This is a genomic window from Solidesulfovibrio magneticus RS-1 (assembly GCF_000010665.1).
Lineage (GTDB): Bacteria > Desulfobacterota > Desulfovibrionia > Desulfovibrionales > Desulfovibrionaceae > Solidesulfovibrio > Solidesulfovibrio magneticus.
This window is the reverse complement of record NC_012796.1, coordinates 1,903,918-1,927,352: the sequence shown is the minus strand read 5'-3', so window position 1 is coordinate 1,927,352 and position 23,435 is coordinate 1,903,918. Positions and strand designations below refer to the sequence as shown.

At 66.1% G+C, this 23,435-nt stretch carries 23 protein-coding genes; 17 read left to right on the top strand and 6 right to left on the bottom strand.

The features are described from left to right. The first annotated feature begins 5 nt into the window (after positions 1 to 5). From DMR_RS08115 to DMR_RS08085, 7 genes are all read left to right on the top strand, one after another. Positions 6 to 3,011 carry a glycosyltransferase family 39 protein gene (locus DMR_RS08115; protein ID WP_043601601.1) on the top strand — a complete coding sequence of 1,002 codons (3,006 nt, stop codon included), beginning with the start codon at positions 6 to 8 and terminating at the stop codon, positions 3,009 to 3,011. 40 nt (positions 3,012 to 3,051) lie between these two features. Further along, entirely contained in the window at positions 3,052 to 4,263 is a 1,212-nt protein-coding gene (locus tag DMR_RS08110) for an oligosaccharide flippase family protein (RefSeq protein WP_015860420.1), read from the top strand. Positions 4,264 to 4,463: 200 nt separating this feature from the next. Further along, positions 4,464 to 5,576, top strand: coding sequence for a phosphotransferase family protein (locus tag DMR_RS08105; protein WP_015860419.1), 1,113 nt, complete (start codon positions 4,464 to 4,466; stop codon positions 5,574 to 5,576). 5 nt (positions 5,577 to 5,581) lie between these two features. Next, positions 5,582 to 6,160 (top strand): adenylyl-sulfate kinase, encoded by a 579-nt coding sequence (locus DMR_RS08100; protein WP_015860418.1) that lies wholly within the window; start codon positions 5,582 to 5,584, stop codon positions 6,158 to 6,160. 137 nt (positions 6,161 to 6,297) lie between these two features. After that, positions 6,298 to 6,567 (top strand): hypothetical protein, encoded by a 270-nt coding sequence (locus DMR_RS08095; RefSeq protein WP_015860417.1) that lies wholly within the window; start codon positions 6,298 to 6,300, stop codon positions 6,565 to 6,567. Positions 6,568 to 6,682: 115 nt separating this feature from the next. Further along, entirely contained in the window at positions 6,683 to 7,975 is a 1,293-nt protein-coding gene (locus tag DMR_RS08090; RefSeq protein WP_015860416.1) for a D-serine ammonia-lyase, read from the top strand. Then, on the top strand, positions 7,966 to 8,838 hold the full coding sequence (locus DMR_RS08085) for a DUF1848 domain-containing protein (protein ID WP_015860415.1): 873 nt from the start codon (positions 7,966 to 7,968) through the stop codon (positions 8,836 to 8,838). The genes DMR_RS08090 and DMR_RS08085 overlap by 10 nt, the downstream gene beginning before the upstream one ends. Before the next feature lie 141 nt (positions 8,839 to 8,979). Here DMR_RS08085 and fumC read toward each other — a convergent pair whose 3' ends face one another. Next, positions 8,980 to 10,380, bottom strand: coding sequence for a class II fumarate hydratase (gene fumC / locus DMR_RS08080; RefSeq protein WP_015860414.1), 1,401 nt, complete (start codon positions 10,378 to 10,380; stop codon positions 8,980 to 8,982). A gap of 197 nt (positions 10,381 to 10,577) precedes the next feature. On the opposite strand from fumC, the gene miaB reads away from it, so the two are divergent. The 9 genes from miaB (at position 10,578) to DMR_RS08035 (ending at position 17,667) form a co-directional block, all read left to right on the top strand. Next, positions 10,578 to 11,918, top strand: a complete 1,341-nt coding sequence (gene miaB / locus DMR_RS08075) for a tRNA (N6-isopentenyl adenosine(37)-C2)-methylthiotransferase MiaB (RefSeq protein ID WP_015860413.1) — start codon at positions 10,578 to 10,580, stop codon at positions 11,916 to 11,918. Continuing rightward, complete coding sequence (locus DMR_RS08070; RefSeq protein WP_015860412.1) at positions 11,911 to 12,405, top strand: bifunctional nuclease family protein; 495 nt, start codon at positions 11,911 to 11,913, stop codon at positions 12,403 to 12,405. Before miaB ends, DMR_RS08070 begins: the two co-directional genes overlap by 8 nt. 2 nt (positions 12,406 to 12,407) lie before the next feature. Then, on the top strand, positions 12,408 to 13,073 hold the full coding sequence (locus DMR_RS08065) for a histidinol phosphate phosphatase domain-containing protein (RefSeq protein WP_015860411.1): 666 nt from the start codon (positions 12,408 to 12,410) through the stop codon (positions 13,071 to 13,073). 281 nt (positions 13,074 to 13,354) lie between these two features. After that, on the top strand, positions 13,355 to 13,939 hold the full coding sequence (locus tag DMR_RS08060) for a LemA family protein (protein ID WP_015860410.1): 585 nt from the start codon (positions 13,355 to 13,357) through the stop codon (positions 13,937 to 13,939). A gap of 19 nt (positions 13,940 to 13,958) precedes the next feature. Beyond that, a complete protein-coding gene (locus DMR_RS08055) occupies positions 13,959 to 14,822 on the top strand; it encodes a TPM domain-containing protein (protein ID WP_015860409.1) in 864 nt (287 codons plus the stop codon). A gap of 9 nt (positions 14,823 to 14,831) precedes the next feature. Continuing rightward, the gene (locus DMR_RS08050) at positions 14,832 to 15,464 is read left to right on the top strand and encodes a TPM domain-containing protein (protein WP_015860408.1); all 633 of its coding nucleotides are present in this window, start codon (positions 14,832 to 14,834) and stop codon (positions 15,462 to 15,464) included. 299 nt (positions 15,465 to 15,763) lie between these two features. Beyond that, complete coding sequence (locus tag DMR_RS08045) at positions 15,764 to 16,132, top strand: encapsulin-associated ferritin-like protein (protein ID WP_015860407.1); 369 nt, start codon at positions 15,764 to 15,766, stop codon at positions 16,130 to 16,132. Between the two features lie 15 nt (positions 16,133 to 16,147). Further along, positions 16,148 to 16,954: a family 1 encapsulin nanocompartment shell protein gene (locus tag DMR_RS08040; protein ID WP_015860406.1), complete on the top strand. Its 807-nt coding sequence runs from the start codon at positions 16,148 to 16,150 to the stop codon at positions 16,952 to 16,954. 503 nt (positions 16,955 to 17,457) lie between these two features. Continuing rightward, positions 17,458 to 17,667 (top strand): TOBE domain-containing protein, encoded by a 210-nt coding sequence (locus DMR_RS08035; RefSeq protein WP_015860405.1) that lies wholly within the window; start codon positions 17,458 to 17,460, stop codon positions 17,665 to 17,667. A gap of 75 nt (positions 17,668 to 17,742) precedes the next feature. Here DMR_RS08035 and DMR_RS08030 read toward each other — a convergent pair whose 3' ends face one another. From DMR_RS08030 to nifU, 5 genes are all read right to left on the bottom strand, one after another. After that, positions 17,743 to 17,976 carry a hypothetical protein gene (locus tag DMR_RS08030; protein WP_015860404.1) on the bottom strand — a complete coding sequence of 78 codons (234 nt, stop codon included), beginning with the start codon at positions 17,974 to 17,976 and terminating at the stop codon, positions 17,743 to 17,745. Between the two features lie 212 nt (positions 17,977 to 18,188). After that, positions 18,189 to 19,136: a serine O-acetyltransferase EpsC gene (gene epsC / locus DMR_RS08025; RefSeq protein WP_015860403.1), complete on the bottom strand. Its 948-nt coding sequence runs from the start codon at positions 19,134 to 19,136 to the stop codon at positions 18,189 to 18,191. After that, positions 19,136 to 20,065 carry a cysteine synthase A gene (cysK, locus tag DMR_RS08020; RefSeq protein ID WP_015860402.1) on the bottom strand — a complete coding sequence of 310 codons (930 nt, stop codon included), beginning with the start codon at positions 20,063 to 20,065 and terminating at the stop codon, positions 19,136 to 19,138. Before cysK ends, epsC begins: the two co-directional genes overlap by 1 nt. Positions 20,066 to 20,460: 395 nt before the next feature. Further along, the gene (gene nifS, locus DMR_RS08015) at positions 20,461 to 21,648 is read right to left on the bottom strand and encodes a cysteine desulfurase NifS (RefSeq protein WP_015860401.1); all 1,188 of its coding nucleotides are present in this window, start codon (positions 21,646 to 21,648) and stop codon (positions 20,461 to 20,463) included. Further along, entirely contained in the window at positions 21,648 to 22,493 is an 846-nt protein-coding gene (gene nifU / locus DMR_RS08010) for a Fe-S cluster assembly protein NifU (protein ID WP_015860400.1), read from the bottom strand. Before nifU ends, nifS begins: the two co-directional genes overlap by 1 nt. A 237-nt stretch (positions 22,494 to 22,730) precedes the next feature. Between nifU and DMR_RS08005 the strand changes: the two genes are divergently transcribed. Continuing rightward, entirely contained in the window at positions 22,731 to 23,108 is a 378-nt protein-coding gene (locus tag DMR_RS08005) for a fluoride efflux transporter FluC (RefSeq protein ID WP_015860399.1), read from the top strand. The last annotated feature ends 327 nt before the right edge of the window (positions 23,109 to 23,435 follow it).

Genomic DNA, 23,435 nt, shown 5'->3' with positions numbered 1-23,435 from the left:
TCTCCATGCCGACTACCGACAACCGCCGCCTGTATTGGCTCCCTCTGGCCGCCCTGCTGGTCGCAGCCCTTTGCCTGCGCCTGCCCCATCTGGGCGATCCTTCCCTGTGGTGGGACGAGTTCATCACCCTCGGCACGGCCCTGCTGCCGGTCAGGCGGATGCTCCATACTCTTTCCGTCATCGGGCCGTCGGATTTCGGCGGCGAGTTCTTTCCGCCGCTCTACCACCTGATCACCCGGGCCGTGCTGAACGTCACCCACGACGACGCGGCCTTGCGCGGCATCAGCGTCGTGGCCGGCACAGCCACCGTGGCCGTGATGTACGGCTTTGTCGGCGAACTCTTCACCCGACGGGCTGGCCTTTTCGCCGCCGCGCTGACGACCTTTTGCGTCTACCACATCCACTATTCCCGGGAGCTGCGCCCCTACAGCCTGTTCGCCCTCCTGGGACTTCTGTCGCTGTGGACGCTCTATCGCGCACTTGCCAGGGGAGGCATCGCCAATTACGTCGCTTACGCCGCCGCCACCACGGCCATGTGCTACAGTTCCTCCATGGGCACCACCAACATCGGGGCGCAGGGGCTTTTCACCGCCTATTTTCTCCTGCGCGGCCTCTTTTCCCGCGAACTGACCCCGCGCCAGGCCATCCGCAAAGGGCTGGCCCTGGCCGCCTGCGTGGGCGTGGTCGGGCTGTGCTTTCTGCCCTGGCTGCCGGCCTACCGCAACATTTTCGCCTTGCTGCGCCAGGAAAAATCCCCGGGCATCCCGGAGGGGTTTGTCATCAGCGTGCTGACCGAATTTTTCGCCTATGCCGCGCCCAAGCGGGGCTTGCCCTGGCTGCCTCTGGCGCTCGCCAGCCTTGGCGGGCTGGGCGTCGCCGTCGCCAAACCCCGCCTGCGGCCGGGGTTGGTGTTGCTGGCGCTTTTTTCGCTCATGCCCGTGGCCGCCTTTCTGCTTGCCGGCACCCAGCTCGAAATCAGCTCGCGCTACGTGTTCAACGCCTTTTTCGCCCTGCTCGCCCTGGCCGCGCTTGGCCTGGACGCCGGCCTGAACAGCATCGCCGATTACGTCGGCCTTTCGCCGTCGCGGCGCGCTTTCGCCTTGCCCCTGGCCGGTCTGGGCTGCTGCCTGCTGCTGACCGCTGTGGATCTCTCCACCCTGCCGTCCTATTACCGCCGCGAGACGTCATACAACAAGGAACTGGCCGACTATCTGGCCTGGAACAAGAACAACGTCGAGTACCTCTTCCTGCAAAGCAACCGCAATCCCAAGCTCATCACCAACTGGTACCTGCCAGGCGTCTACAAGACCCTGGCCCAGTATCAGCCCAAGGGCTACAAGCGGGCCTACCACGTCATCCAAAGCGATCTGACCCCGGCCACGAAGCCCTTTCCCATGCACAAGGTCGCCCGGTTCATGGATTCCGCCGTCTACCGCCTGGGGCTTGTGAGCGCCGCCCCGGTGGTCCTTTTCCCGGACGCGGTCGGAAACGCCGTCTATGCCGACAAATTCGACGACTACCGCTTCTACGCCGACTGTGAGGAAGCCGACAACATCGCCCCGGAAAGCCGCTACCACACGCTCACCCACTACGATTACGAGCGCCCTGGCCATGTCCTCTACCGCTTCGTGGCCGCTCCGGACACGGCCTACGCCGCCGGCCGGCTGTCCCTCGACTTCTCGGCCAGCTTCCTTGAGGGCATCCCGTCCGATTCCCGGGTGACCATCGCCATGGCCGTCGGCGACGGCCCCTTGGTCGCCCTGGAGACCCTGACCGGCGAGGCTTTCCTCGGGCCTGACGGCAAGCTCGTTGCCCCCAACTACGAAAAGCGCCGTTTCATCCATCGCGACTATCCCCTGCCCCAGGCCATTGCCGGCGCGACAACCCTGCGTCTTCGCATCGACTACGGCCCGGTGGCCAATCCCGGCGTCATTGAGGTCAACGGCCTGGAACTGACCGCCACCCTCACCGGCCGCCCGACAAACGTCGATCCGGCCCAAAGCGCCTTGGAGCGCGTGGCCGCCAACAACGCCCTGGCCGCCTGGACGCCCGGCCAGACCCGTCTGGACGCTGCGCTTTACGCCTTCCCGACCCGGCCCGACATCCCCCAGGGACCGGCCAATCCGGCCGAAGATCTGCCCGGATTTCTGGCCAAACACCCAGGCCTCGAACCGGTTTTCGCCATCCCCGGCCCGGACGGCAAGCCTGCTTACGTCCTCTACGACCCGGCCCTGGCCCAGCCCTTCACGCCCCTGGCCGCGGATCGACCGGCCCGGCTCCTGGAAAACGACGCCACGCCCACGGAATTCGCCTCCCTCAAGCTCACGGGCGCGCTCAACCGGCCAAAGCTCGCCGTGGCCGGGCGCGGCCTGGACATCGGCGTCCTGGCTCCGTCGCCATCGACGCTCCTCTTGACGCGCTCGGGCGTCGGCGTGCTGCGCTTCGAGCCGAGCTTTGCCCGGGAAGCCGAAGCCCTGGCCGCCTTTCCCCTGGCCTACAACATCCGCAAAAACGACGACGAGGACTGCCTGGCCTGCCGCGACGCCGCGCCCTGTTCGCTGACCGTGCCGCTGAGCTCGGCCTATCCCGTCAAGGAACTGCGCATCCTGTCCTATCCGCGCATCTTCGCCGACAAGGCCGGCAAAAACCGCCTGACCGTGTCGTTTTCCGAGGACGGCACGAAATTTACAACCCTCGACGCCCTGGCCAACAACCGTTCCGGCCACTGGGAAGGGCTCATGGTGCGCCGGGTGTCCGTGCTGCGCTTCGCCAAACCCCTCCACAATGGTTTTGTGCGCTTCGATTTCTCCGGCCCGGGCGTCCAGCTGTGGTCGCGCGACGACACGCCCATGCGCATTGAAGCGGTCCTGGACACCTCGTCCTACACCGGTCTGCCGGCCCCGGCCGGCCCCTTTACCGTCGAACTGCTCCAAAACGGCGGACAGCCGCTTTCCCTTTTCCTCACGCCCGAAATCCTGCCCTACCGGCCGGATCTCCAGGACAGTTACTAATGCCGCTCGGCGCCTGTCAGTCCCGCCAGGAGAAAAACGCGTGAGCCGCGCCCTGGCCAAGGCGCTTAGTAGCCAGTGGGCGGCCACCCTCTACGCCGCCGCCGTGTCCGTGGGCCTGACCTTCCTGCTTGGCCGGGCGCTTGGGCCGGCCGTGTTTGGCGAATATTCCTACCTCCTTACCCTGGGGTCACTTTTCGCCATCCTGCAGGACGGCGGCTTTTCCACCCTGGTCTTTCGCGAAACAGCCAAGGCCGGGCTGGCCCATCTTCCGGACCGGCCGCCGCTGTTGTCCCTGGCCCTGGGCCATCTGCTGGCCGTGACGCTGCTCGGGTTCTGCATGGTGCCGCTTTTTCCCCTGGGCGAGCGCCTGTCCCTGGGCGCGGCCGTGATCTACTACGCCCTTTTTTGCGCTTCTTCCCTCGTCTCATCCGAACTCAAGGGCCACAACAACTTCGCGGCCGAAGCCTTATGGCGGGCCGTGGTACGCACGGCCACGGCCCTGGCCGCCGGAGCGGCTCTCCTTTTCCCGTCGCCCGGCCCCCTGGCCGTCTTCGCCGGTTTGGCCGTGGGCCAGCTGTTGGCTCTGGCCACGCCCTACGCCCGGCCGCTGCGCACGCGCCCGAAGCTGGGCCTCTACCGCGACGTCTACGCCCCCTGCGCCGCGTTTTTGTGCATCTCGGCCGCCACCACCATCTACTTCCGCTGCGACATCGTGCTGCTGAAGTTCCTTACCGGCGACGACGCGACCGTGGGCAACTACGCCGCCGCCTACCGCCTCATCGAGGGCGTCATCATGCTGGCCACGCCCCTGGCCCACGTGTTTTTCCGCAAACTGCGCGTGAACCTCGACGATCAGGGGGCCTTTGGCCGCTCCTTTCGCCTCATGCTCGGCGTCATGATCGCCCTGGCCGTGTGCGCGACTCTTGGCGGCCTTATCCTTGGTCCCTCCATCCTGCGCCTGGCCTTTGGCGACAAATACGCCGCCGCCGAACCGCTCCTGGCCTGGCTTTTGGCCTCGCTCCCCTTTATCCTGCCCAACTACGTCCTGACCCAGGGGCTCGTGGCCCTGGGCCGCGAGCGCTACTACGCCGTCGTCACCATCATCGCCGCCGGGGTCAACATCGGGCTCAATTTCCTGTTGATTCCCCTGCTAGCCGCCAAAGGCTCGGCCCTGGCCACCGTGGCCACCGAAGCCGCCCTATGCGCCGGCCTCGGCTGGGCCTTCGTGAAGTGGGGATTCACGAAGAGATAAGAGCGGGGCTCCGCCCCGCGCCCCGCCGGGGGGATGATCCCCCGGCCCCCTCGACAGGTTTATCCCTTGCAGCCTCCGCCGCCTGCGCCTATTCTTTATAAGCGACGTGCCGCCAATCACGTCCACAACCCCTTTCCCCCCTTCTCCCAAGTGGGGGGTCTGGGGGCCTCAGGCCCCCAGCCGCCGGAGGCCTCTTCCCCATGCGTAAAGGAACCGAAAAAAAACCAGCCATCACCATACGGCCGGAGGCGTTGGAGCGTTTCCTCGCCCAGGCTTTCGGGCCTGACGCGCGCCTGGCCGGAGCCTGCGAGATGGGCGTGGACGACCAGGGCATGAAGGAATTTGGCTACGGCAAGCCGGTGTGCCTGGAATTTGAAGCCGGCGGCGAGCCGCGCCGGGGCGTGCTGTCCATCATGCGCGGCGACAAGTACGGCCACCAGTTCTACTGGGACCGGGCCGCCATCCTCATGTTCCAGCACGCCACCTCCGGGGAGATGGAAAAGCATGTGCGCCCCATGGCCCTGGGCTATTTCGACGAGGACGACAACCTCGTGCCCGTGTCCCGGCCCCGGGAATTTTTCATCGTCACCGAGAAGGCCCCGGGCTACGATTATTATCTGGATTTGGCCCGCATCCAAAAGACCGGCCTGGAGGCCAAGGATCTGGCCATGGCCCGGGAGTTCGCCCGCTGGCTGGCCCGGGTGCACAGCGCCAAGAAGGACGACGCCGACCTCTATCTGCGCCGCGTCCGCAATTTGATCGGCGCATCGGAATGCATCTTCGGCCTCGTGGACGCCTATCCCTATCCCTACGAGTTGTTCCCGCCCGAGCGTTTTTGCGCCCTGGAAAAACGCGTCATTGACTGGCGCTGGAAGCTTCGGGACTTCACCCACCGCTTAAGCGACGTCCACGGCGACTTCCACCCCTGGAACGTGCTCATTCAGGAGGGGGGCGAGACGCGTGATTTCGCCGTGCTGGACCGCAGCCGGGGCCAATGGGGCGAGCCGGCCGACGACGTAGCCACCATGAGCCTCAATTTCGTGCTTTTTGGCCTCTACGGCGGCGCTCGCCTGGGCGGCGACTTCGAGCGCCTCTACCGGACCTTCTGGGAGACCTATCTGGAACGCACAAACGATGCGGAGATGCTCGCCGTCATCGCGCCGTTCTACGTTTTCCGGGGGCTGGTGGTGGCCTCGCCCCAGTGGTATCCCGGCCATCCCGAAGCCGTGCGCCAGGGGCTGTTGCGGTTTCTCGAAAACGTGTTGGAAGACGACCGCTTCGACTGGGCCAACTTCAACCGCTATATGGACTGATCCCCATGCCTGCCGCCATCTGGTTCACCGGACTGCCCGGCTCGGGCAAAAGCGCCCTGGCCCGGGCCGTGTGCCACTATCTGACCCTGGCCGGGGGCGATGTGGCCCTGCTCGAACTCGACGACCGGCGCAAGGCCTATTTCCCCAAGCCCAGCTACAGCGAGGGCGAGCGCGAAAAAGCCTACAAGCTTTTTGCCGAGGAAGCGGCCGGCCTGTACCGGCAAAAGACCGGCCTCGTGGTCCTGGACGCCTCGGCCCCGCGCCGGGCCATGCGCGACTACGCCCGGTCGCTTATGCCGCACTTCGCCGAAATCCACGTCCGCTGTTCCCTGGCCACGGCCATGGCCCGGGAGGCGGCCCGTCCCGAAGGCAAGGTCATGGCCGGCCTCTATGCCAAGGCCATGATGCGCAAAGCCACCGGCCGTGACTTCCCGGGCTTGGGACAAGTCATCGGCGTGGACGTGCCCTTCGAGGAAGACCCGGCCGCCGAATGCGTGGTGGACGCCGAACGGCTGTCCATCGAGGAAGGCCGCGACCTCGTCTTGGCTTTTTTGCGCGCCTGGCCGCCGGTCTGGGAGCAATAAGGCGCGGTCGGCTGTCAGCCCGGCCGAATACCCGGCCGCCACGGTTCCATGACGCCTGCGCAATGTCCCTCCCGGCTGTAACCATCCCGCCCGCACCGGGCACTTGTCTTGCATAATTTCCGGCCAAGGAGTCACCGATGTCCGACGCCCTTGTTCGTACCTGCCCCGGCTGCGGCCAGGCGCTGCGGTTTCCGCCCGATGTCGGCGGTGTGCTCATGGCCTGCCCGGAGTGCGGCCACCGCTTCGCCTCGCCCTTCCGCCTGGCCGGCAACGCCAAAAAATCGACGCCTCAGGTTCTCCCGGCCGCGCCGCCGCTGCAGCCGTCGCCGCCGCCAGCCACCTTGCCCCCCGTCAAAAACACCACCCCCGCCGCCCGCGCCGCCGCCAAATACGCGGCCAATAGTTAGAAGAGAGGGAGATGCCTCCGGCGGTCGGGGGGGATAATCCCCCCCGGACCCCCTTGATGGAAACCACCATTGTTGCGGGCTGGCTTGGCGGACAGGTTTGGGCTAGCTTGTCGCTATGGACGCCGCCCTTGTTGCCGGCCTGCGCGCCGCAGAACCCGTGTGTTTCGTCAATCCCGGCCGCCGGCCCATGGCCGAAGTCCGGGACACCTTGCCCGTTACCCTGGCCGGCATCGAAGCGGCGCGGGACCGTTTCGACCGGTTCGCGCCGCTTTTGGCGCGTCTTTTTCCTGAGCTTGGGCCGGCCGAGGGCGTGGTCGAATCGCCGCTTCTGTCCGTGCCGGGCCTAGCCCGCCGACTCCATGAGGCCGGGCTGCCCGAAACCGACCGGGTCTATCTGGCCGCCGACCATGCCCTGCCCGTGGTCGGCTCGGTCAAGGCGCGCGGCGGCCTCCATGCGGTGCTGTGCGTGGCCGAGCGCCTGGCCCTGGCCGAGGGCCTGCTCGCCGGCCCTGGCGACGACTGCCGCCGGCTGGCCGAGCCTGCCGCCAAGGCCTTCTTCGCCGGCCAGACCCTCTCCGTCGGTTCCACCGGCAACCTGGGCCTGTCCATCGGCGTTTTCGGCCGGGGGCTGGGGTTTGCCGTCGTGGTCCACATGTCGGCCGAAGCCAAGGCCTGGAAAAAAGACCGCCTGCGCGCCGCCGGGGCCGTAGTGGTCGAACACGCCGGCGACTACGCCGCCGCCTGCGCCGTGGCCCGGGCCGAAGCGGCCGGCAACGACCGTCTGCATTTCATCGACGACGAAAATTCCGTTGATCTCTTCACCGGTTACGGTGTGGCCGGCCTGCGGCTGCCAGCCAAATTGGCTGCTGCCGGCCTGAGCGTCTCGCCGGAAACGCCGCTGTGTCTGTATCTGCCCTGCGGCGTGGGCGGCGCGCCGGGCGGCATCGCCCTGGGCGGACGTCTGGCCCTTGGCGAGGCCGCCTTGTGCTTTACCGTCGAACCAACCACGGCCCCGGCCGTGCTCCTGGGATTGGCCACCGGCCGCCATGCCGGCATCGACGCCCGGGAATTGGGCCTGACCGGGCCGACCGTGGCCGACGGCCTGGCTGTGACGCGCCCCTCGGCTCTGGCCTGCGCCTGTCTGGAACATGTTTTAGACGGCGCGCTCACCGTCACCGACGCCCGGATGCTGCGTCTGGTCGGCGAAGCCCACGCCGCCGACGGCCTGCGTCTGGAACCCTCGGCCGCTGCCGCCCTGGCCGGCCCCCTGGCCGTGCGCCGGGCCGGCTTCCCGGCCCGGCTCGGCCGTCCGGCTGTCCACCTCCTCTGGGCCACCGGCGGCAGTCTGCTCCCTGACGCCGTATTCGCCGAACTGCTCACCCAGGCCGGAGCCTGCGCGTGCTCATAAGCGCCAGCCGGCGCACGGACATCCCGGCCTTCTACAGCCGCTGGTTCATGAACCGGATCAGGGCCGGCTTTTGCGAAGTGGCCAACCCCTTCAACGCCGCCCAGGTCAGCCGCGTGTCACTGGCTCCCGAGGATGTCGCCGCCATCGTTTTCTGGACCCGCGACCCGCGCCCCATGCTGTCGCATCTGCCCGAACTCGCCACCATGGGCCACGAGGCCTTCTTCCTCGTCACGCTCCTGGACAACCCCCGGCCCCTGGACCCCAAATGCCCCGGCCCGGACGTTTCCATCCCTGCTTTCCGCGACCTCGCCGCCGCCCTGCCCGGCCGGGTGGTTTGGCGCTACGACCCCATCGCCTTGACCGCCGCCACGCCGCCCGACTGGCATCGCCGCACCTTTGCCCGGCTGGCCGCCGCCCTGGCCGGACATACCGACCGCGTCATCGTCAGCTTCGTCGAACCCTACCGCAAAATCGCCAAACGCCTGGCCGCCGCCGCTGCGCAAGGCTATGCCCCCCTCGACGTTCCCGAGGCCGAACGCCTGCGCCTGCTGCTCGACCTGCGCGATATGGCCGCCGCCCATTCCCTGACGCTTACGACCTGCTGCCAGCCGGCCGACTACGCCGCCGCCGGCATCGACGCCTCGCGCTGCATCGACGGCGACTGGATCGCCGCCCGTACCGGACGCGCCGTGACCGTCGACCGCGACCCCGGCCAGCGCCCGGGCTGTGGCTGCGCCAAAAGCCGCGACATCGGGGCCTACGACCGCTGCCTGTTCGGCTGCGCCTACTGCTACGCCACCACAAGTTTCGACCGCGCCCGCACGGCCTACGCCCGTCACGATCCCGACGACGTCAGGTTGTGAAGGGGAAGGGGAATGAGGGAATAAGGGAAGAGGAAGAGCGGGCTCTGCCCGCGCCCGCCGGGGGGATGATCCCCCCGGACCCCTGCAATGGACAAAGGGAAAGGGCTGCCGTTGGCGAGGAGTTCCCCGCCAACGGCAGGACTACTCCCGCGCCACGTACGGCCCGGTCATGCGTGACGGGACCACCACCCGGTCGAACTCCTCGGCCGTGACGTAGCCAAGGTCCAGGGCCGCTTCCTTCAGTGTCAGGTCATGCTGCTCAGCATGATGGGCGATCTCCGCCGCCTTGTCGTAGCCGATGACCGGGGCCAACGCCGTGACCAGCATAAGCGAACGGCCCACAAGCTCGCCGATGCGCCGCCGGTCCGGCTCCAGCCCGGCCACGGCGAAACGGCGGAAATTGTTCATGGCGTCGGCCAGCAGCCGGATCGATTGCATGACGTTGTGGATAATAAGCGGCTTGTAGACGTTCATCTCCAAAATGCCGCCCGCCCCGCCCAGGGTCACGGCCAGATCGTTGGCCATGACCTGGACGGCGGCCATGGTCAGGGCCTCGCACTGGGTGGGATTGACCTTGCCCGGCATGATGGAGGAGCCGGGTTCGTTGGCCGGCAGGCGCAATTCGGCCAGCCCGGCCCGGGGGCCGCAGGCCAGGAGGCGAATGTCGCTGGCGATCTTGAAAAGCGCCGCCGCCAGGGTCTTGAGCGCCCCGGACAGGTGGATGAGCGCGTCGTGGCTGCCCTGGACCGTGAACTTGTTGGCGGCCGGCGTAAACGGCAGGCCGGTCAGCGTGGCGATGGCGGCGATGGCCGCCTCGGCAAAGCCCGGCGCGGCGTTGACGCCGGTGCCCACGGCCGTGCCGCCAAGGGGCAGGGCGTAAACGTCGCCAAGCGCCGCCTTGATGCGGCGAACGGCGTCGCTGAGCAGTCCCACGTAGCCGGAGAATTCCTGCCCCAGGGTCAACGGCGTGGCATCCTGGAGATGGGTGCGGCCGATTTTCACGATGTCCTTCCAGACTTCGGCCTTGGCGGCCAGCACGTCGCGCAGCTTGATGGCCGAGGGCAAAAGCCGCTCCACCGTGCCCATGGCGGCGGCCATGTACATGGCCGAGGGGAAATTGTCGTTGGTGGATTGGGCCATGTTCACGTGGTCGTTGGGGTGCACGGGCTGTTTGGACCCCAGCGGCGTGCCGGCGAGCTGGCAGCAGCGGTTGGACACAACCTCGTTGACGTTCATGTTGAACTGGGTGCCGCTGCCCGAGACCCACACCCGCAGGGGAAACATGGCGTCGTGGGCATGGGCCACGATTTCGTCGCAGGCGGTCACGATCATCTCGGCCAGTTCGGCCGGCAGCCGGCCCTGGTCGCGGTTGACCGTGGCGGCGGCCTTTTTGAGGATGCCGTAGGCCCGGATGAGTTCCCGGGGCATCCGTTCCTCGCCGATGGTGAAATATTCGATGGCGCGCTGGGTCTGGGCGCCCCAGAGTTTGTCCGCCGGGACGGCGATGTCGCCCATGCTGTCGGATTCGATGCGGTGTTCCATGTTTCGCCTCGCGGTTTGCCGGACGTCCTGAGGTTGGCCGCCACTGCGGCGGGAGTGAGAGAACCAGGGTTCTTATCGTCGTGGCACACGGGGCAGAAATCGGCAAGCCTGTTGCGACCGGACGCGGGTCGTCGCGAACGACGGCCGCGCCTCGCCCCCTTTACCGCCGGCCCGGCGTGCATTATGGCTCTTGCGCCATGAAATTCCACGTCACCACCATGGGCTGCCAGATGAACGTCGGCGACGGCGACTGGCTTGCCCGTTCCCTTATTGCGGCAGGCTTCACCCAGGCTCCCGAAGCGGAGGCCGAGTGTTTTATCCTTTTCACCTGCTCGGTGCGCGACAAGCCGGAACAGAAAGTCGTCAGCGAAATCGGCCGCATCGCCGACCGCAACCGGCATAATCCCAACGCCTTCATCGCCGTTGGCGGCTGCACCGCCCAGCAACTCGGCACGACCTTGTGGCGGCGCTTTCCCATGGTGCGGCTTGTTTTCGGCACCGACGGCATCGCCGCCGCCCCCCGCGCCCTGGCCCGGCTGGCCGAGGAACCGCAGCTGCGGCTGTCGCTGCTGGATTTCTCCGAAGCCTATCCCGAGCGCGATCAGTCCTGGCCCGACGACAAACTGCCGCCCAAGGCCTTTGTCTCCATCATGCAGGGCTGCGACAATTATTGTGCCTACTGCATCGTGCCCTTTGTGCGCGGCCGGCAGAAATCGCGTCCCCTGCCCTCGGTCATCGCCGAATGCCAAAGCCTCGCTTCCCGCGGCGTGCGCGAGGTGACGCTGCTTGGCCAAAACGTCAACAGCTACGGCCTGGACGACGCCGGCGACGGCGCGAGCTTCGCCAAGCTCCTCGACGCCGTGGCCGCCGTGCCCGGCATTGAGCGCATCCGCTTCACCACTTCGCATCCCAAGGACCTAAGCGACGAGGTCATCGAACGCTTCGCCGCCCTGCCCCAGCTGTGCCCGGCGCTGCATCTGCCGGTGCAGTCGGGCAGCGACGACATTCTGCGCCGCATGGGCCGGCGCTACGACACCGCCGCGTATCTCACCCTGGTCGAGAAGCTGCGCCGGGCCTGCCCGGACATCGCCCTGACCTCGGACTTCATCGTGGGCTTTCCGGGCGAAACCCGGGCCGACTTCGAGGCCACCCTCGAATTGGTGCGCAAGGTAGGATTTGATAGCGGCTTCTCCTTCATGTACTCTGACAGGCCAGGGACGGCTTCCGAGAAGCTTGCGCCCAAGATCCTGCCGGAGGAGAAATCGGCCCGTCTGGCCGAACTCCAGGCCCTTTTGGACGAACGGCTGGCCGCCTCCCTGGCCGCCCGGCTGGGACGGCGGGAAGTCGTGCTCATCGAGGGGGAAAGCCGGCGCGAAGGCACGCTGGGAGCGACTTGGCGCGGCCGCGACCCCGGCGGCCGAGTGGTCAACGTGCCGCTGCCCGCGGGGGCGGACTACGCCGGCAGGTTTGTCGCCGTACGCATCGTCCAAGCCAAAAAGCACTCCCTGGTCGGGGAGGCGGAGGCCGATCATGATTGAAATGAAAGTCTTCGGGCTGGCCCTGGACGAGGAGTCCCAAGTCCCGGTGCTCATCCTCAAGGACTTGGACGAAAAAAACGCCGTGCCCATCTGGATCGGGGCCATGGAAGCCATGGCCATCTCCCTGGCGCTTAATGACGTGGAACTGCCGCGTCCCATGACCCACGATCTGCTGCTCAACATGATCCATGCCCTGGACGCCCACGTTGTCTGCGTCAACCTGACCGAGCTTACCGAAGGCACGTATTACGCCAACGTCGAAGTGGAAGTGGAGGGCGGCATCCGCCGCATCGACAGCCGCCCGTCCGACGCCGTGGCCCTGGCCCTGCGGGCCAAGGCCCCGATCCTGGTCAACGAGGCCGTCATCGATCAGGTGGCCAAGGAGTCCAAGGAGGCCTCGGTGGTCGAGTTCGCCTCGGACGACTCGGAGAAATGGACGGAATTGCTCGAAAAGTACGACCCCAACGACACCAAGTACAAGATGTAACCATGATCGACCTGCACACCCACACCACGTTTTCCGATGGCGTGCTCATTCCGGCCGAGCTGGTGCGCCGCGCCGTCAAGGCCGGCTACAAGGCCGTGGCGCTCACCGACCACGCCGACCATTCCAACCTCGACCTGATCCTGGCCAACATCGGCCGGTTCGTGGCCGAGACCGGCGCTTTTCTGGGGCTGACGGCCCTTTACGGCGTGGAGATCACCCATGTGCCGCCGCCGCTCATTCCCCAGCTTGTGGAGCGCGCCCGGGCAGCCGGAGCCCAGCTCGTGGTGGTGCACGGCGAGACCATCGTGGAGCCGGTGGAAACGGGCACGAACCTGGCCGCCATCGAGGGCGGCTGCGACATCCTGGCCCATCCCGGCATGATCACGCCCGAAGAGGCGGAGCTGGCCGCCGAGCGCGGCGTGGCCCTGGAAATCACCACCCGCAAGGGCCACAGCCTGACCAACGGCCACGTGGCGGCCATGGCCCGACGCTTCGGGGCCAAGCTCGTCATCGACAACGACGCCCATGCCCCGGAAGACTTCGTCAGCCAGGACCGCCGCAAGAAGGTGGCCCTGGGCGCGGGCCTGTCCCTGGACGAATATCTGCAGGCCGAAGCCAATTCCCGGGACATCGTGGCCCGGATTCTTGGCCGGGGCCGGGCCGACTAAGCCTTCGGTCCGCGCCGGCCGGCGACTCCGTCTCCTGACCGCCGCCCAGCCTTGCCCCTTTCCCGGGGCATCTGGAGTTGGGCCTCGGGCCGCTTTCCGGCGCGGGGCCTCTCGCTTCTTTTTTACCAACAACACCGCTTTCATGCCGACTCGTTCCATGGTCTCGCGCGCGGCGTGAACCTGCCGAACCGTCTCCGGCCGCCGACGCCTTGCCTGCACCGCCCGAGCGGGGTATAGACGAACTATTGCCATCCCTTTTCTTGATTCCAAAGGAGCACCCAATGAATAGACTGCTTGCCGCCCTGGCCCTTGTCGTCGCCCTTTTCGGGCTCACCGGCTGCGGCTACAACGAAATGCAGACCAACGACGAGGCGGTCAAAGCCGCCTGGGGCAACGTGGAAGCCACCTTGCAGCGTCGCCTGGACCTCATCCCCAACCTCGTGGAAACGGTCAAGGGCTACGCCAGCCACGAAAAGGACACCCTGACCGCCGTCACCGAAGCCCGGGCCAAGGCCACCCAAATCAAGCTCACCCCCGAAACCCTGGCCGACCCCAAGGCCATGGCCGCCTTCCAGCAGGCCCAGGGCCAGATGCAGTCCGCCCTGTCGCGCCTTCTGGCCGTGGCCGAAAACTATCCCCAGCTCAAGGCCGACCAGAATTTCCGCGATCTCCAGCACCAGCTCGAAGGCACGGAAAACCGCATCAACGTAGCCCGCCAGCGCTACAACGAGGCCGTGCAGATCTACAACAGCTCCATCCGCACCTTCCCCAACTCCATGACCAACTCCATGCTGCTCCATCTCGCGCCCAAGGAATACTACAAGGCCGACGACGCGGCCCAGCAGGCCCCCAAGGTGAAGTTCTAGCCGACGGAGGTTATCGCGGATGCTTTCCTTACGCCTGCCTTACCATGCTCCCCTGGCCGCCGTACTGCTCGCTTTTGCCCTGTGCGCCGGCCAGGCCCTGGCCCTGGACGTGCCGCGCCTGACGGGCCGAGTCAACGACACGGCCGGGATGCTCTCCAAGGACGCGGTCAGCCGCCTGGACGCCGCCCTGGCCGATTTCCAGCGCACGGATTCCACCCAGCTTGTGGTGCTGACCATCCCGTCGCTGCAGGGCGAACCCCTGGAAGACTACGCCATCAAGGTGGCCCAGGCCTGGGGCATCGGCCAAAAGGGCAAGGACAACGGCGTGCTGCTCTTGGTCAGCAAGGGCGACCGCAAGGTGCGCATCGAGGTCGGCTACGGCCTTGAAGGCCGGCTCACTGACGCGCTGACCGGGCGCATCATCGACCACGCCATCGTGCCGGCCTTCAAGGCCGGCCGGTTCGACGCCGGCATCGAAGCCGGCGTGGCCGCCATCATCGAGGGCGCGCGCGGCGAGTACCAGGCCGCGCCAGGCGGCGGCAACGCCTCGGGCCACGACGACAACGCCTTTTTCGGGCTTTTCATCCTGGCCATGATCCTGTCGGCCCTGCTGTCCGGTCTGCCGGCCCCGGCCAGGGCCGGGCTGCTCGGCCTGGCCCTGCCCCTGGGCGGGGCCCTCTTCGGCCTGACTCTGGCCATGCTGGCCCTGCTGTGCCTGGGCGGCGCGGTGCTCGGGCTGGTGGGCCCGTATCTGTTCCGGGGCGGCAGCGGCCGCCGGGGCGGCGGCTTTTATGTCGGCGGCGGAGGCGGCTCGTCGGGCGGCGGCGGATTTTCCGGCGGCGGCGGTTCTTTTGGCGGCGGCGGCTCGTCGGGAAGCTGGTAGGAGGGAGTCATGAGCAAGTATGTCAACGCGTTTTTCTCCCCGGCCGACCGGGAAGCCATCGTGGCCGCCGTGACCGGGGCCGAAGCCCGGACCTCGGCCGAAATCGTGCCCATGGTGGTGGAGGCCAGCGACGACTATCCCAAGGCCGAGCTGGCCTGCGCCGTGGTCGTGGGGCTGTGCGCCGGGCTGGTGCTGTGCCTGGCTTTCGGCACGCGCAACTTGTGGCTGTTCCTGCTGTTTGGCGGCGTCTTTGCCCTGGCCGGCTTCGAGGCGGCCAAACGTTGCCCGGACGTCAAACGCCTGTTCGTGTCCAAGGCCCGGCGGCTGGCCGAAACGAAGCAGGCCGCCCAGGCCGCGTTTTTCACCCATGGCCTGACCGAAACCAAGCAGCGCAACGCCGTGCTGGTCTACATCTCGGTCTTCGAGCGGCTGGTCTTCATCCAGCCCGACAAGGGCCTTGTCGGCCGCCTCGACGCCGCCGCCCTGGACGCGGCCACGGCGGCGCTCACCCGGGGCATCGCCGCCGGCCGGCAAAAGGAGGCGCTCATCGCCTGCCTGGACACCCTGGCCGGCCTGCTCGCGCCGCATTTTCCGCCTGACGAAGCGGATAGCGACGAGATCAAAAACCTCATTCTCATCTGACCCCTCTTGGGCCGGCGCGAACCGTGGGACTTCCGGGTTTCCCGGCGCGCCGGCCTTCCCTGCCGCTTCGGCCTGATTTCCCCCTCCCAGCCCTACCCGGCACAGAATCGGCCCGGTCCCAAGCGGACCGCCCTTGGCGCATGGCGGCCTCATGTCGGCAGACACGGATGCGCCCCGCCCGACGCCTGAACGCCACGCGATTCTCCAGCCTGCGCCGTTGCATTCCCGCCGGCCTGTGGCATACTGGCCCCAATCTCGCGCGCCCGTCCACGTCCGACAGGACGCGCCAAGGAGGAAGCATGGACCAGTATCATGAACCCGTTGCCGAGCTTTCGCCCCTGGACCGGGATTTCGTCCGGGCGCTGACCAGCCTCAAGGAAGAGATCGAGGCCATCAACTGGTACCACCAGCGGGTGGTCGCCGCCACCGATCCGCAGATCAAGGCCATCATGGCCCACAACCGCGACGAGGAGATGGAGCACGCCATCATGGGCCTGGAATGGCTGCGCCGCACCATGCCGGGCTGGGACGCGGTCATGCGCACCTACCTGTTCACCACCGGCGACATCACCGCCCTGGAAGACGCCGCCGAAGGCGGGGCGAACGCCCCCCAAAGCCCGGCCGGCTCCGGCTCGCTTGGCATCGGCAGCCTCAAGGGCAACCGCTAACCCACGGGAGACGCCATGGATATTCTCAAACGCGATCTCGCCCCCGTAACCGCCGCCGCCTGGCAGGCCGTGGACAGCCGCGCCCGCCAGACGCTGACCACCATGCTCTCGGGCCGCCGCGTCGTGGACGTGGCCGGGCCGCTTGGCTGGGAATACGCCGCCGTGCCCCTGGGGCGCATCGAATACGCCAAGACCCAGTCGGTCTCGGGCATCACCTACGGCCTGCATCAGGTCAAACCGCTGGTCGAAGTGAAAGTGCCCTTTACCCTGGACATCGCCGAGATCGACAACGCCGCCCGGGGCGGCAAGGACATCGATCTGGCCGCCCTGGACGAGGCGGCCGAAAAACTGGCCCGGTTCGAGGAAGAGGCCCTCTACCACGGCTTTGCTCCGGCCGGCATCAAGGGCCTGTCGGAAGTCTCCAGCCAGACAAGGCTGCAGGTCTCCTCCAACCCCGAGGACATCGCCGAAAAAGTCTCCAAGGCGCTGACCGCCCTACGCAAAACCTCAGTGGAAGGCCCCTACGCCCTGGTGGTCGGCCCGGAGCTGTGGGTGGCCCTGTCGGGCCATGTGCGGGGCTATCCCCTGTCGCAGTACCTGGAAACCATGCTTGGCGGCCAGGTCATCGTCAGCCCGTTCATTGAGGAAGCTTACCTGCTCTCCACCCGGGGCGGCGACCTGGAGATGACCCTTGGCGGCGACATCGCCATCGGCTACGCCTCCCACGACACCGAAAAGGTCGCGCTGTTCTTCCTGGAATCCTTCACCTTCCAGGTGCTCGACCCGACGGTGGTGGTGCGGCTGGACTTCGCCGCCAAGTAAATCAATGGGCGTGCGCCCCAAGCAGGGGCGCACGCCCGGTCCTGCACCGCCCGGTCCTGCACCGCCCGGTCCTGCACCGCCCGGTCCTGCACCGCCCGGTCCTGCACCGCCCGGTCCTGCACCGCTGTCCCAAACCGCCTGTCCCGCCACCACTGCCCAGGGACAGGGCGGCCAAGGCGAAATGTCCCATCCCCGCGCCTGCATCGCATCTGATGTTCTCGTAACATTTTCCGGCGAGAATTTTACAATTTTTGCAGTAACTATCTAAAATAATGGAGTTAAGCGAAAATCATATCTTTCAAATCAAGAATCTCGCAAAATTCATTAGCGTGACTCAACTAATGCTAAAATACTGTAATTTAATGTGTTAATAATAACATAACTAACACGAAAAAATTAATTTGCGTGTGAGTAAATCCCGTATTATCTCTTGCCTCACGGAACGCAACGGCGAGGCCTTCCCGACCCCGCCTCAAGACGGCCCCGAGGCCAGGAGTACCATCATGAAAGTCAGCGCCCGCAATCTCATCCCCGGCACCGTGAAGAAAGTCACCATCGGCATGGTCAACGCCGAAGTCGTCATCGAAGCCGCCCCCGGCGTCGAAATCGTTTCGGTCATCACCAAGGAATCCGCCGAGAACATGGGACTTAAGGCTGGCGCCAAGGTCAAGGCCATGGTCAAGGCCTCCAGCGTCATGATCGTCGCCGACTAGTTTTTCCGCTGCAAATGGCGAAAGCCCGGCCGCGACGTCTGTCGCGGCCGGGCTTTCGAATTATAACCACTTGGCTTAATAGTAGGTTTTTCCCCAGGCACTCGTGGTCGGCGAATAATCCACGCCGTGCTGGGTGGCGGCATAACGGTGGGTGGAATAGCGGCCAAACCGCATGTCGCCGTCCTCGCCCTGTTTCCAGCGGCGGCTTTCTTCCTGATAGGCGTCGATGCCGATAAACGACTTGGAACCGGACTTTTCGGCGCAGCCGGCCAGCGCGCACAAGGCCAGCGCCACAAGCAACAATCGCATCATCCCTCCCCGGGAACCCGCGTTCCCGGCGTGTACGCGCGATTGTCGCGTTTCGCCGGCCCAATCAGGTTCGTTTCTGAGTTTGCTGCAACCACTATAGTGGCGAAGCGCAGTCGCGTCCACGGAAAACGCCTATGGCTTTTCGCAGGCAACAGACTGAAATTATAAATTTCTCTTGAAAAATACTCTCGTATTTTTCAAGAGACGCGAAGCTAAATCCCCGCACCGTCGCGGATGATCACCCCGCCCGAGCCTTGCTGGGCGATGCGCGCCCCGGCCGGCACGTCGTCAACGACCCAGACGTTGCCGCCGACGACCGCCCCCTTGCCGATGGTGATGCGCCCCAGCACCGTGGCCCCGGAATACACCACCACGTCGTCTTCCACGATGGGATGGCGAGCGATGCCCTTGACCAGCATCCCTTCCTCGTCCTTGGGGAAGCTTTTGGCCCCCAGGGTCACGCCCTGATACAGCCGCACGTTGTCGCCGATGATGCAGGTCTCGCCGATGACCGTGCCGGTGCCGTGGTCAATAAAAAACCGCCGCCCGATGGTGGCCCCGGGGTGGATGTCGATGCCGGTGCGGGAATGGGCCATCTCGGAGATGATGCGCGGAATGAGGTCCACGCCGAGCTTGTGCAGCTCGTGGGCCACCCGGTGATGCGTGAGCGCCGTCAGGCTCGGATAGCAGAAGATGGTCTCGCCGGGCGAACGCGAGGCCGGGTCGCCCTCAAAGGCGGCCTGGGCGTCCTCGGCCAGGGCCTCGCGGATGTCGGGCAGACGCATGAGGAAATCGCCGACCAACTTTTCGGCCCGCTCCTGGCAGTCCTGGCAGGTGCCTGCCCGGTCTATCTCGCAAAAAAAACAATGCCCCCGGCGCACCTGATCGACCAGGAGCCGATGCACCGCGTCGAGGCTGGCGCCGATGTGAAAGCGCATGTTCTCCGGCGAGACGTCGGAATGGCCGAAATAGCCCGGAAACAGGATGCCGCGCAGGCGTTCCATGACCTCTTCCAGCACCGGCACCGAGGGCATGGGTTCGTCATGGAGCGGGCGATGGTACACCTTCTCGTAGGAAGCTTCCTCGCACAACATTTCGGTCACCCACTCCACCGGCGTGCGTCGGCGCGGCCGTGGCAACGGGAATTTGGCGTCGGACATCAGACTCCCTCGCTGAAAAGCGGCGTGGAGAGATAGCGCTCACCCGTGTCGCAGACAATAAAAACTATCACCTTGCCGGCGTTTTCCGGCCGGCGGGCGAGTTCCAAGGCGGCATAGGCATTGGCCCCGGAAGAAATGCCGCACAAAATGCCTTCCTCGCGCAAAAGACGTCGGGCCGTGGCCAGGGCGTCCTCATTAGACACGGTCACCACCTCGTCCACCACGCCGCGGTCCAGCACCTCAGGCACGAAACCCGCGCCAATGCCCTGGATGGCGTGGGGGCCGGCCTTGCCGCCGGACAGCACCGGACTGGCCGCCGGCTCCACGGCGATGGCCTTAAGCCCCGGCTTTCTGGCCTTGAGCGACCGCCCGACGCCGGTCACCGTGCCGCCCGTACCGACCCCGGCCACGAAAATATCCACCAGCCCGTCGGTGTCGTCCCAGATCTCCGGCCCGGTGGTCAGGGCGTGGACCTCCGGGTTGGCCGGATTGGCGAACTGCATGGGCATGAACGCCCCAGGCATCTCGGCCACCAGCTCCCTGGCCCGCTCCACCGCCCCGGACATGCCCTTGGCCGCCGGGGTCAGCACCAGCCGCGCCCCAAAGCCTTTCAGCAGCGTGCGCCGCTCCAGGCTCATGGACTCCGGCATGGTCAAAATGAGCGTATAGCCGCGCACGGCGCACATAAAGGCCAGGCCGATGCCGGTGTTGCCCGAGGTCGGCTCCACGATGACCGCTCCCGGACCGATCTTGCCTTCCCGCTCGGCCGCCTCGATCATGGCCACGCCGATGCGGTCCTTGACCGACGAACAGGGATTAAACGACTCCAGCTTGGCCGCCACCCGGGCCGAACAGCCTTCGGCCATCCGGGTCAACCACACCATGGGCGTTTTGCCCACCAACTCCAGCATATTGTTTGCAATTCGCATGGCCACTCCCGTTAACCGGGCTCTGCCCGGACCCGCCGGGGGGGATAATCCCCCCCGGACCCCCTTGCCTGGGTGGCGCGATGGCGACGCGGGAAGCCCGCGCCGCCATCGCGCCACCCAATCAAAGGGATACGAGACGATAATCACGCCGACAACGTTTTTTAAAAACTCTTTCTCCACCAATTCGGCCCCGCCTCGGGGCCGAGGGCCGGTTGGGGTCGGGATTTTGGCCGGGAATAACGGCGCTCCCGCGCCGAGATTCCCGGCCAAAATCCCGACCCCATCTTCGCGCGACGCCGCCGTCCATCCTCCCACCCGCCTACCCCACCCATGCCGGGGGTCCGGGGGACTGAGTCCCCCGGCGGGTCCAGGGCAGCGTCCCAGCAAGCGCCCTATCAGCAGGTGCACGCCGGCTTGGCGGCTTCTTCCTCGCTGAACGGCGACATGCGCCGCAGGGTTTCGATGATGCCGGGCAGCTTGTCGAGGACGAGATCGATGTCGGCGTCGGTGGTATACCGCGACAGGCTGAACCGGATGGAGCCGTGGGCGTAGGTGAACGGCACGCCCATGGCCCGCAGCACGTGGGAGGGTTCGAGGCTGCCCGAGGTGCAGGCCGAGCCGGAGCTGGCGCTGATGCCGTACTGGTCGAGCATGAGGAGAATGGCTTCGCCTTCGACGAACTTGAACGCGATGCTCGTGGTGTTGGGCAGCCGGTGGGCCGTGTCGCCGTTTATCTGGCTGTGGGGCACGGCGGCCAGGATGCCGGCTTCGAGGCGGTCGCGCAGCGCTTTCACCCGGGTATTTTCCTCGGCCATGTGCGCCTTGGCCAGGGTCATGGCCGCGGCCAGGGCGATGATACCGGCGGTGTTTTCGGTGCCGGCCCGGCGGCCGCGCTCCTGGTGGCCGCCGATGAGAAACGGCCGAAACGGGGTTCCCTTGCGCACGTACAGCACGCCCACGCCCTTGGGCGCATGGAGCTTGTGGCCGGACAACGACAGCATGTCCACGGGCAGCTTGGACAGATCGATGTCGATCTTGCCCACGGCCTGGACCGCGTCGGTATGGAACAGCACACCCTTGGCCTTGCACAGGGCGGCGATCTCCGGGATGGGGAAAATGACGCCGGTTTCGTTGTTGGCGTACATGACGGACACGATGGCCGTGTCCTTGCGGACGGCGCCGGCCAACTCGTCCAGATCCAGGTTGCCCTTGTCGTCAACGCCGAGATAGGTGACCTCGTAGCCCTTTTCTTCCAGATGCTTGGCCAGGCTCAAGATGGCCGGATGCTCCACCCGGGTGGTGACGAGGTGCTTTTTCTCGGGCTGGGCGGCCAGGGCGCTTAAGATGGCGGTGTTGTCCGACTCCGAACCGCAGGAGGTGAAAATCAGCTCCAGGGGGTCGCAGCCCAGGACCGAGGCGACGTCGGCCCGAGCCTTTTTGAGCTGCAGGCCGACCTGGCCGCCAAAGGAATGCATGCTGGAGGGGTTGCCGTAGAATTCCGTCAGATAGGGCAGCATGACCTCCGCCACTTCCGGGGCGACCCGGGTGGTGGCGTTGTTGTCGAGATAGACGACCGGGTTCATTACCGCGCCTCCTTGACCGTGATGCCGGGTTCGACCAGTTCCTGGAGCCGCTTTTGCACGAATTCGGTCAAGGTCACGTTGCTGCTCGGGCAGCCCTTGCAGGCCCCGCGCAACGACACGAAGACCGTCTGGCCGTCGATGTCCACCAGTTCGATGTCGCCGCCGTCCTTCTTGAGGTTGGGGCGAATCTCCTCCTCCATGACCTTGGTCACGAGCTTCATGCGCTCAAGGTTGGTCATGGGGCGCTTGACTTCCAGCTCGACCAGCGGCTTCTTGGCGGCCTGCCCAAGCTCGTCGGCCAGGATGGCAGCCAGCTTTTCCAGACAATCGCCGCAGCCGCCGCCGGCCTTGGTGTAGTCCGTGATCTCCTCGACCGTGGTCAGCTTGTTTTCGCGGATGGCCCGGCGCAACTGGCCGTCGTAGACGCCGAAACACTTGCACACGAGTTCCCCTTCGGGCTCGTGCTCCGGGGCCTTCTCGCCCAGATAATTGGCCAGGGCCGCTTCCAGGGCCTCCTGGCCCATGACCGAGCAGTGCATCTTTTCCTTGGGCAGCCCGCCCAGGAACTCGGCGATGTCCTTGTTAGTCAGCGCCTTGGCTTCCTCGATGGTCTTGCCCTTGAGCAGCTCGGTCAAAACCGAACTGGAGGCAATGGCCGAAGCGCAGCCGAAGGTCTGAAAGCTCGCGTCCTCAATGACGCCGGCATCGCTGATCTTGAGAAAAAGCTTGAGCGCGTCGCCGCAGGCAAGCGATCCCACCTCGCCCACCGCGTTGGCGTCGTCGAGGCTGCCGACATTTCTCGGATTGAGAAAATGATCCCTTACTTTATCCGTATATTCCCACATGTTGACCTCCGTTGCATCGGCACGCGGCCGGCGTCGCAACGCCAGTGTATGCCGTAAAAGGCGGTTGGCGAAAAGGGGCGAACCCCGTTTTTTCAAAGACCCGTGACAAATCCATACCATAACGATGGGATTGGTTTCGTCAACCGCGCCCTTTACGCTTTTTGCGCCCAGGCGTAAGAAAAAACACGAAATCACCCGGACGCGCGTACCCCCGCCGCCCGCCCCCGGAGTGGCGACATGCTCGAAAAACTGGGATTTATCGCCCTGGCCGGAGCCGCCGGCACCCTGGCCCGCTACTGGCTCTCGGGACTGGTCTACGACGTCCTGGGCCGGGATTTCCCCTGGGGCACGGCCGTGGTCAATATCCTCGGCTGCTTCCTCTTCGGCCTGGTCTGGGAAGCCGGCGCGGAACGCATGTTGCTGCGCACCGAAGCGCGCGCCGTGCTGCTCACCGGCTTCATGGGCGCGTTCACCACCTTCTCCACCTTCATCTTCGAAAGCGGCGGCCTGCTCGAAGACCACCGCTACCTCGCCCTTCTCGCCAACCTCGGCTTCCAGACCATCCTCGGCTTCGCCGCCCTGTTCGCCGGCCTGGCGCTGGGAAGGCTGATATAGCTGGGACAGGACGGGTGGGATGGGCATGGTAGTGGGAGTGGTAAGAAAGGCGTGGTGGCGGGAGAGCGGACGAGGGAGAGCAAGAGGAAGAGCGGGCTCTGCCCGCACCCGCCGGGGGGCTTAGCCCCCCGGACCCCCAGCCTGGGTTGGCAGGCGGGTGAGGGGGCAGACGGTGGGTGACGGCGCTTCGCGAAGATGGGGTCGGGATTTTGGCCGGGAATCTCGGCGCTGGCGCGCCGTTATTCCCGGCCAAAATCCCGACCCCAACCGGCCCTCGGCCCCGAAGCGGGGCCGAAGTGGTGGAGAAAGAACACGTATTTTAACGTC

Excerpts from the sequence above, each read along its gene's own strand:
- DMR_RS08070 (WP_015860412.1), top strand. The coding sequence starts at position 11,911 with ATGATTGAAATGAAAGTCTTCGGGCTGGCCCTGGACGAGGAGTCCCAA.
- fumC (WP_015860414.1), bottom strand. The coding sequence starts at position 10,380 with ATGGAACACCGCATCGAATCCGACAGCATGGGCGACATCGCCGTCCCG.
- DMR_RS08055 (WP_015860409.1), top strand. The coding sequence starts at position 13,959 with ATGCTTTCCTTACGCCTGCCTTACCATGCTCCCCTGGCCGCCGTACTG.
- nifS (WP_015860401.1), bottom strand. The coding sequence starts at position 21,648 with ATGAACCCGGTCGTCTATCTCGACAACAACGCCACCACCCGGGTCGCC.
- DMR_RS08090 (WP_015860416.1), top strand. The coding sequence starts at position 6,683 with ATGGACGCCGCCCTTGTTGCCGGCCTGCGCGCCGCAGAACCCGTGTGT.
- DMR_RS08005 (WP_015860399.1), top strand. The coding sequence starts at position 22,731 with ATGCTCGAAAAACTGGGATTTATCGCCCTGGCCGGAGCCGCCGGCACC.
- DMR_RS08045 (WP_015860407.1), top strand. The coding sequence starts at position 15,764 with ATGGACCAGTATCATGAACCCGTTGCCGAGCTTTCGCCCCTGGACCGG.
- DMR_RS08030 (WP_015860404.1), bottom strand. The coding sequence starts at position 17,976 with ATGCGATTGTTGCTTGTGGCGCTGGCCTTGTGCGCGCTGGCCGGCTGC.
- DMR_RS08115 (WP_043601601.1), top strand. The coding sequence starts at position 6 with ATGCCGACTACCGACAACCGCCGCCTGTATTGGCTCCCTCTGGCCGCC.
- DMR_RS08100 (WP_015860418.1), top strand. The coding sequence starts at position 5,582 with ATGCCTGCCGCCATCTGGTTCACCGGACTGCCCGGCTCGGGCAAAAGC.
- cysK (WP_015860402.1), bottom strand. The coding sequence starts at position 20,065 with ATGCGAATTGCAAACAATATGCTGGAGTTGGTGGGCAAAACGCCCATG.
- epsC (WP_015860403.1), bottom strand. The coding sequence starts at position 19,136 with ATGTCCGACGCCAAATTCCCGTTGCCACGGCCGCGCCGACGCACGCCG.
- DMR_RS08060 (WP_015860410.1), top strand. The coding sequence starts at position 13,355 with ATGAATAGACTGCTTGCCGCCCTGGCCCTTGTCGTCGCCCTTTTCGGG.
- DMR_RS08095 (WP_015860417.1), top strand. The coding sequence starts at position 6,298 with ATGTCCGACGCCCTTGTTCGTACCTGCCCCGGCTGCGGCCAGGCGCTG.
- DMR_RS08035 (WP_015860405.1), top strand. The coding sequence starts at position 17,458 with ATGAAAGTCAGCGCCCGCAATCTCATCCCCGGCACCGTGAAGAAAGTC.
- nifU (WP_015860400.1), bottom strand. The coding sequence starts at position 22,493 with ATGTGGGAATATACGGATAAAGTAAGGGATCATTTTCTCAATCCGAGA.
- DMR_RS08105 (WP_015860419.1), top strand. The coding sequence starts at position 4,464 with ATGCGTAAAGGAACCGAAAAAAAACCAGCCATCACCATACGGCCGGAG.
- DMR_RS08050 (WP_015860408.1), top strand. The coding sequence starts at position 14,832 with ATGAGCAAGTATGTCAACGCGTTTTTCTCCCCGGCCGACCGGGAAGCC.
- DMR_RS08040 (WP_015860406.1), top strand. The coding sequence starts at position 16,148 with ATGGATATTCTCAAACGCGATCTCGCCCCCGTAACCGCCGCCGCCTGG.
- DMR_RS08065 (WP_015860411.1), top strand. The coding sequence starts at position 12,408 with ATGATCGACCTGCACACCCACACCACGTTTTCCGATGGCGTGCTCATT.
- miaB (WP_015860413.1), top strand. The coding sequence starts at position 10,578 with ATGAAATTCCACGTCACCACCATGGGCTGCCAGATGAACGTCGGCGAC.